The following is a 6,052-nucleotide window of genomic DNA, read 5'->3' on the forward strand; positions in this document are numbered from 1 at the left end:
AGGGCGGCGCCATCGAGGCAACGAACAGTATCATAAGGGCTTATAATGTAGACTTTGTGGTAAAGGGCGGCTTTGATACCGGAGGCGCTATCAAATTTGAAAAGTCCGGACAGAAACTGGATCATAACGTCATAAAAGATTCTACCTTCAAGCTGGTGGGAGGACAGCTCCTACGAAGCCGGAAGCGTCAACATACTTCGGAACGTCGGGCGGCGCCATCATGTCGGAGAACTCCTACCTGACGGTGACAAATACAACGTTTACCATGGAGAAAGCAGCAGAGGACTCGAAATATCCCGAAGTTGCCTTTGCAGGCGATTTATCGATGTGGTGGGCGCGGAGAACTGAATCTGTATGATTCCAGCCTGACAGGAAACGGAGCATCTTGGAATGCAGCCTGGAAATATAAATCAGCCAAGTACGGCGGAGCGATCGCATTTGAAAACGGGGCTTCGGCAAAGGCACATATCAAAGGGACGACTCTGAAAAATTTCATGGTGGATCATACGGAGGAATCATCTCCGTAGGACACAGAAACGGAGCGACCAAGGAATATGGAAACACAACGGTAGATCTTCGGATAGAGAATTCTACCCTGCAGAACGCCCATGCATATACATATAATGCAGCATCGGCAGGCGCAGGACTCTATATCGCTCCGGGCTCTAACGTGGTAGTAGCAGGCGGAACGATCGAGTACATGACCGCCAACTATGGAGCGGCCGTTTACAATAAGGGAAATCTTACGTTCGAGAACCATGCGCAGGTAAAAAACAACACCACCACCCAGATGGGGGCAGGAGTGATGAACGACGGATACCTGAACGTTCACAGCGCTGTGTTTGGGAACAACGTAAAGAGTAAAGATGCTTTTTTAATAGCGGCAACCATCAATTTAAGGCAGAACACAGCGGGGACAATATCTACGCCAAGCAGGATGTGATCGTGGGAACGGACGCTTCCTTTGACGGCAACGACGTGAGGGTGTTTGACAAGACATCCGCCATCCTATTAAGCGGACCCAGAAATTCCGTGATCAATGTTTCCATCAGCGAAGCGCCAAATGCAGCGAATGATCAGGTGTTTCAGGAGGACTTTGCGGAAACCGCCAACCGATACGTAGGCTATCTGGTAGGAAAAGGGTGACGGACGCAGACCTGAAGGCAGCCTATACGCCGGCGGGAACCGCAGCGGGCTACACGCCGACACCGGAGGACGCCAAAAAGCTTCATTATGTGTCCCGGACGGTAGAGGCAAGTAAGATCGCAACGGTAGAGGATCATACAAGCCCGGCGCTGTGGGACTACGTGTATGATCCGGAGGCTTCCACCATCGTGCTGGGACAGAGAGCCAAAATGATCTACCACAGCAACCATTCCTCTGCGACGATGGAAGGGGGAACGGCAGATACAGACCCGGCAGGACAGAAGCTGGAGCAGGTGTACACCTTTTACAAATCCGGCGACGGAGCGCCGAAGGTATCCCTGAACAACGCGGCGGCGACAGAGTTGACTGCAACGGAGGTGATCCCGTCCCTTACTGTGGCAAATGAAAGCTATGGATTCCGTGGATGGTATAAAGGGGCATGGAAAGAGAAACCAATCTATAATGAGGAACAAAAACACCGCAGGACAGTGAGAAGTACGACTTTGCAAAGGCTACCTTTACGGGCACCTGGCACAAGGATACAAACACACAGATCACAGATATCCTGAGCGTGGAAGAAAAGAATACCCTTCACACCTACGCTGTCTATCAGCAGGGGCGGATCACCGTGCGGGTAAAAAAGGCATGGAACGCTTCTGATAAAGAGGATGTGACCTTTGTTCTGAAAGGTGGAGAAAAAGAAATAGAGAAGACCTTCCAAAAGATTCAGCCGTAGATTACGTGGAATTCCAGGATCTGAAAATGGTAGATCAGGAAGAAATCCGCTGTTTGACAAGTATACTGTTGAAGAAAAGGGAACGAAAGACGGAAAAGTAACACTGGGAAATCATACTTATGCAGTCGCAGTGGCCTACGAAAATGATACGATGGCGGAGGCAGAGAAAGAGCCTCAGACGAAGTATTATACGATTACCAACACACAGCTGACAGATGTGCAGGTAACAAAAGAATGGCAAGGCGGTGCGACCCAGCCAACAGAAAAAGTGGAAGCGGAGCTGTACAAGAGCGTGGGAGGCGGACAGCCGACACTGGTAAAAACAGAAGAGCTGACGGCCGCCGGAGGCTGGAAAAAGGTGTTTGCAGACTTGCCGGTAACAGAAGAAGCTGGCGGACAAACCAAGCCCATCGTCTACTCGGTGAAAGAAAAGGAATGACGGACAATGGGACGGTCCAGTTGGAAGGAAAGAAGTATCAGGTAACCATTAGCGGAAGCCAGGAGAACGGATTTACCATTTCCAACCGACAGTAACGGACATGGGAGTGCTGACACCGGGGACGACGCAGCTGAAGGTGTCCAAGACCTGGGCCGGAGAAGTGACAGAGACAGAGGTACAGGTACAGCTGTATAAAAACGGAGAGCCGGAAGGAAGCGCCGTTGCCTTGAATGAGGAAAATGGCTGGACACATACCTTTGAACAGCTTCCGGTGGTAGACACCATCCAGCAGGCACAGGGAAATGTGTATGAGATAAAAGAAGTAGGGGAAGCAGACGGTATTATTACCTGAATGGACACAGCTATTCGGTAAAGATGACACAGCCTTCCGCTAAGGAGGTAGTCATTACAATACCTATATGCCTAAAAAGCAGATAAAAGTCACAAAAGGTATAGGTCCAGCCATCTGCCGCCGTCAGTTCTTTCATTCCATTTTCTACCTGGCTTTCTGTGCCATCCACCGTCCGGTAAAGCTGCACATAGACGGCAGCCGCCGGTATGGTCTTTTCTCCTGCCCACTCTTTGTGACTTTTATCTGCTTTTTAGGCATATAGGTATTGGTAATGACTACCTCCTTAGCGGAAGGCTGTGTCATCTTTACCGAATAGCTGTGTCCATTCAGGGTAATAATACCGTCTGCTTCCCCTACTTCTTTTATCTCATACACATTTCCCTGTGCCTGCTGGATGGTGTCTACCACCGGAAGCTGTTCAAAGGTATGTGTCCAGCCATTTTCCTCATTCAAGGCAACGGCGCTTCCTTCCGGCTCTCCGTTTTTATACAGCTGTACCTGTACCTCTGTCTCTGTCACTTCTCCGGCCCAGGTCTTGGACACCTTCAGCTGCGTCGTCCCCGGTGTCAGCACTCCCATGTCCGTATACTGTCGGTTGGAAATGGTAAATCCGTTCTCCTGGCTTCCGCTAATGGTTACCTGATACTTCTTTCCTTCCAACTGGACCGTCCCATTGTCCGTCATTCCTTTTTCTTTCACCGAGTAGACGATGGGCTTGGTTTGTCCGCCAGCTTCTTCTGTTACCGGCAAGTCTGCAAACACCTTTTTCCAGCCTCCGGCGGCCGTCAGCTCTTCTGTTTTTACCAGTGTCGGCTGTCCGCCTCCCACGCTCTTGTACAGCTCCGCTTCCACTTTTTCTGTTGGCTGGGTCGCACCGCCTTGCCATTCTTTTGTTACCTGCACATCTGTCAGCTGTGTGTTGGTAATCGTATAATACTTCGTCTGAGGCTCTTTCTCTGCCTCCGCCATCGTATCATTTTCGTAGGCCACTGCGACTGCATAAGTATGATTTCCCAGTGTTACTTTTCCGTCTTTCGTTCCCTTTTCTTCAACAGTATACTTGTCAAACAGCGGATTTCCTTCCTGATCTACCATTTTCAGATCCTGGAATTCCACGTAATCTACGGCTGAATCTTTTGGAAGGGTCTTCTCTATTTCTTTTTCTCCACCTTTCAGAACAAAGGTCACATCCTCTTTATCAGAAGCGTTCCATGCCTTTTTTACCCGCACGGTGATCCGCCCTGCTGATAGACAGCGTAGGTGTGAAGGGTATTCTTTTCTTCCACGCTCAGGATATCTGTGATCTGTGTGTTTGTATCCTTGTGCCAGGTGCCCGTAAAGGTAGCCTTTGCAAAGTCGTACTTCTCACTGTCCTGCGGTGTTTTTTGTTCCTCATTATAGATTGGTTTCTCTTTCCATGCCCCTTTATACCATCCACGGAATCCATAGCTTTCATTTGCCACAGTAAGGACGGGATCACCTCCGTTGCAGTCAACTCTGTCGCCGCCGCGTTGTTCAGGGATACCTTCGGCGCTCCGTCGCCGGATTTGTAAAAGGTGTACACCTGCTCCAGCTTCTGTCCTGCCGGGTCTGTATCTGCCGTTCCCCTTCCATCGTCGCAGAGGAATGGTTGCTGTGGTAGATCATTTTGGCTCTCTGTCCCAGCACGATGGTGGAAGCCTCCGGATCATACACGTAGTCCCACAGCGCCGGGCTTGTATGATCCTCTACCGTTGCGATCTTACTTGCCTCTACCGTCCGGGACACATAATGAAGCTTTTTGGCGTCCTCCGGTGTCGGCGTGTAGCCCGCTGCGGTTCCCGCCGGCGTATAGGCTGCCTTCAGGTCTGCGTCCGTCACCCTTTTCCTACCAGATAGCCTACGTATCGGTTGGCGGTTTCCGCAAAGTCCTCCTGAAACACCTGATCATTCGCTGCATTTGGCGCTTCGCTGATGGAAACATTGATCACGGAATTTCTGGTCCGCTTAATAGGATGGCGGATGTCTTGTCAAACACCCTCACGTCGTTGCCGTCAAAGGAAGCGTCCGTTCCCACGATCACATCCTGCTTGGCGTAGATATTGTCCCCGCTGTGTTCTGCCTTAAATTGATGGTTGCCGCTATTAAAAAAGCATCTTTACTCTTTACGTTGTTCCCAAACACAGCGCTGTGAACGTTCAGGTATCCGTCGTTCATCACTCCTGCCCCATCTGGGTGGTGGTGTTGTTTTTTACCTGCGCATGGTTCTCGAACGTAAGATTTCCCTTATTGTAAACGGCCGCTCCATAGTTGGCGGTCATGTACTCGATCGTTCCGCCTGCTACTACCACGTTAGAGCCCGGAGCGATATAGAGTCCTGCGCCTGCCGATGCTGCATTATATGTATATGCATGGGCGTTCTGCAGGGTAGAATTCTCTATCCGAAGATCTACCGTTGTGTTTCCATATTCCTTGGTCGCTCCGTTTTCTGTGTCCTACGGAGATGATTCCTCCCGTATGATCCACCATGAAATTTTTCAGAGTCGTCCCTTTGATATGTGCCTTTGCCGAAGCCCCGTTTTCAAATGCGATCGCTCCGCCGTACTTGGCTGATTTATATTTCCAGGCTGCATTCCAAGATGCTCCGTTTCCTGTCAGGCTGGAATCATACAGATTCAGTTCTCCGCCGCCCACCACATCGATAAATCCGCCTGCAAAGGCAACTTCGGGATATTTCGAGTCCTCTGCTGCTTTCTCCATGGTAAACGTTGTATTTGTCACCGTCAGGTAGGAGTTCTCCGACATGATGGCGCCGCCCGACGTTCCGAAGTATGTTGACGCTTCCGGCTTCGTAGGAAGCTGTCCTCCCACCAGCTTGAAGGTAGAATCTTTTATGACGTTATGATCCAGTTTCTGTCCGGACTTTTCAAATTTGATAGCGCCTCCGGTATCAAAGCCGCCTTTACCACAAAGTCTACATTATAAGCCCTTATGATACTGTTCGTTGCCTCGATGGCGCCGCCCTGGTATCCGCCTACGTTGGAGGCTGTAACATAATTGTGATTGCCATCAAAGATGGTCCGGTCTTCTGCCCCGTCGGAGTTGATGTACAGCAGAGAACCTCCTTCCAACTTGATGGCGCCGCCCTCTCCTGTAGTCCCTCTCTTGTCTCCGTTGTCCCGCTGTAATTGTCGTAAAATGCTCCGCCTCTCATCGAAATGATCGATTTGCCTCCGCAGTAGATAGCTCCGCCATGGGCGGCGAGCGCCGGATCGTTGGATGCTCCACTGCAGGCGTCGCTTTTTCGCATAATTGTCACGGAAAACCGTATCCAGCAGGGACAGCTTTCCTTCCTGCTCCAGATAGATAGCCCCGCCCTGATAGCTTTGTTGTTGACTCC

Annotated in this window: 14 protein-coding genes; 8 read left to right on the plus strand and 6 right to left on the minus strand. The window is 50.5% G+C overall.

Going from position 1 to position 6,052, the window contains the following annotated elements; genetic code table 11:
• From FYJ34_RS12740 to FYJ34_RS11405, 8 genes are all read left to right on the plus strand, one after another.
• Positions 1 to 242 (plus strand): hypothetical protein (locus tag FYJ34_RS12740; protein WP_173017113.1); only part of this gene is annotated, 242 nt, incomplete at its 5' end.
• A 66-nt stretch (positions 243 to 308) separates the two neighbouring features.
• On the plus strand, positions 309 to 527 hold the full coding sequence (locus FYJ34_RS11375) for a hypothetical protein (RefSeq protein ID WP_154478907.1): 219 nt from the start codon (positions 309 to 311) through the stop codon (positions 525 to 527).
• A 143-nt stretch (positions 528 to 670) separates the two neighbouring features.
• Positions 671 to 943: a hypothetical protein gene (locus tag FYJ34_RS11380; protein ID WP_154478908.1), complete on the plus strand. Its 273-nt coding sequence runs from the start codon at positions 671 to 673 to the stop codon at positions 941 to 943.
• Complete coding sequence (locus FYJ34_RS11385; protein WP_154478909.1) at positions 940 to 1,146, plus strand: hypothetical protein; 207 nt, start codon at positions 940 to 942, stop codon at positions 1,144 to 1,146. The genes FYJ34_RS11380 and FYJ34_RS11385 overlap by 4 nt, the downstream gene beginning before the upstream one ends.
• Positions 1,143 to 1,715, plus strand: a complete 573-nt coding sequence (locus tag FYJ34_RS11390; RefSeq protein WP_154478910.1) for a hypothetical protein — start codon at positions 1,143 to 1,145, stop codon at positions 1,713 to 1,715. Before FYJ34_RS11385 ends, FYJ34_RS11390 begins: the two co-directional genes overlap by 4 nt.
• Positions 1,716 to 1,717: 2 nt before the next feature.
• Positions 1,718 to 1,882 carry a hypothetical protein gene (locus FYJ34_RS11395; RefSeq protein WP_154478911.1) on the plus strand — a complete coding sequence of 55 codons (165 nt, stop codon included), beginning with the start codon at positions 1,718 to 1,720 and terminating at the stop codon, positions 1,880 to 1,882.
• A 130-nt stretch (positions 1,883 to 2,012) separates the two neighbouring features.
• Positions 2,013 to 2,321, plus strand: coding sequence for a Cna B-type domain-containing protein (locus FYJ34_RS11400; protein WP_154478912.1), 309 nt, complete (start codon positions 2,013 to 2,015; stop codon positions 2,319 to 2,321).
• 100 nt (positions 2,322 to 2,421) lie between these two features.
• Positions 2,422 to 2,673: a Cna B-type domain-containing protein gene (locus tag FYJ34_RS11405; protein ID WP_154478913.1), complete on the plus strand. Its 252-nt coding sequence runs from the start codon at positions 2,422 to 2,424 to the stop codon at positions 2,671 to 2,673.
• A 144-nt stretch (positions 2,674 to 2,817) separates the two neighbouring features.
• On the opposite strand, the gene FYJ34_RS11415 is transcribed toward FYJ34_RS11405, so the two are convergent.
• The 6 genes from FYJ34_RS11415 to FYJ34_RS12745 form a co-directional block, all read right to left on the minus strand.
• Complete coding sequence (locus FYJ34_RS11415; protein WP_154478915.1) at positions 2,818 to 3,903, minus strand: Cna B-type domain-containing protein; 1,086 nt, start codon at positions 3,901 to 3,903, stop codon at positions 2,818 to 2,820.
• Positions 3,894 to 4,136, minus strand: coding sequence for a hypothetical protein (locus FYJ34_RS11420; protein WP_154478916.1), 243 nt, complete (start codon positions 4,134 to 4,136; stop codon positions 3,894 to 3,896). Before FYJ34_RS11420 ends, FYJ34_RS11415 begins: the two co-directional genes overlap by 10 nt.
• Before the next feature lie 52 nt (positions 4,137 to 4,188).
• On the minus strand, positions 4,189 to 4,533 hold the full coding sequence (locus FYJ34_RS11425) for a hypothetical protein (RefSeq protein WP_154478917.1): 345 nt from the start codon (positions 4,531 to 4,533) through the stop codon (positions 4,189 to 4,191).
• Between the two features lie 335 nt (positions 4,534 to 4,868).
• Positions 4,869 to 5,003: a hypothetical protein gene (locus FYJ34_RS13590; RefSeq protein WP_268878948.1), complete on the minus strand. Its 135-nt coding sequence runs from the start codon at positions 5,001 to 5,003 to the stop codon at positions 4,869 to 4,871.
• 46 nt (positions 5,004 to 5,049) lie between these two features.
• The gene (locus FYJ34_RS11430) at positions 5,050 to 5,523 is read right to left on the minus strand and encodes a hypothetical protein (RefSeq protein ID WP_154478918.1); all 474 of its coding nucleotides are present in this window, start codon (positions 5,521 to 5,523) and stop codon (positions 5,050 to 5,052) included.
• A 20-nt stretch (positions 5,524 to 5,543) separates the two neighbouring features.
• Positions 5,544 to 6,052: hypothetical protein (locus FYJ34_RS12745; protein WP_173017114.1), on the minus strand; the 509-nt coding region annotated here is incomplete at its 5' end.

The organism is Suipraeoptans intestinalis, from assembly GCF_009696485.1.
GTDB lineage: Bacteria > Bacillota > Clostridia > Lachnospirales > Lachnospiraceae > Suipraeoptans > Suipraeoptans intestinalis.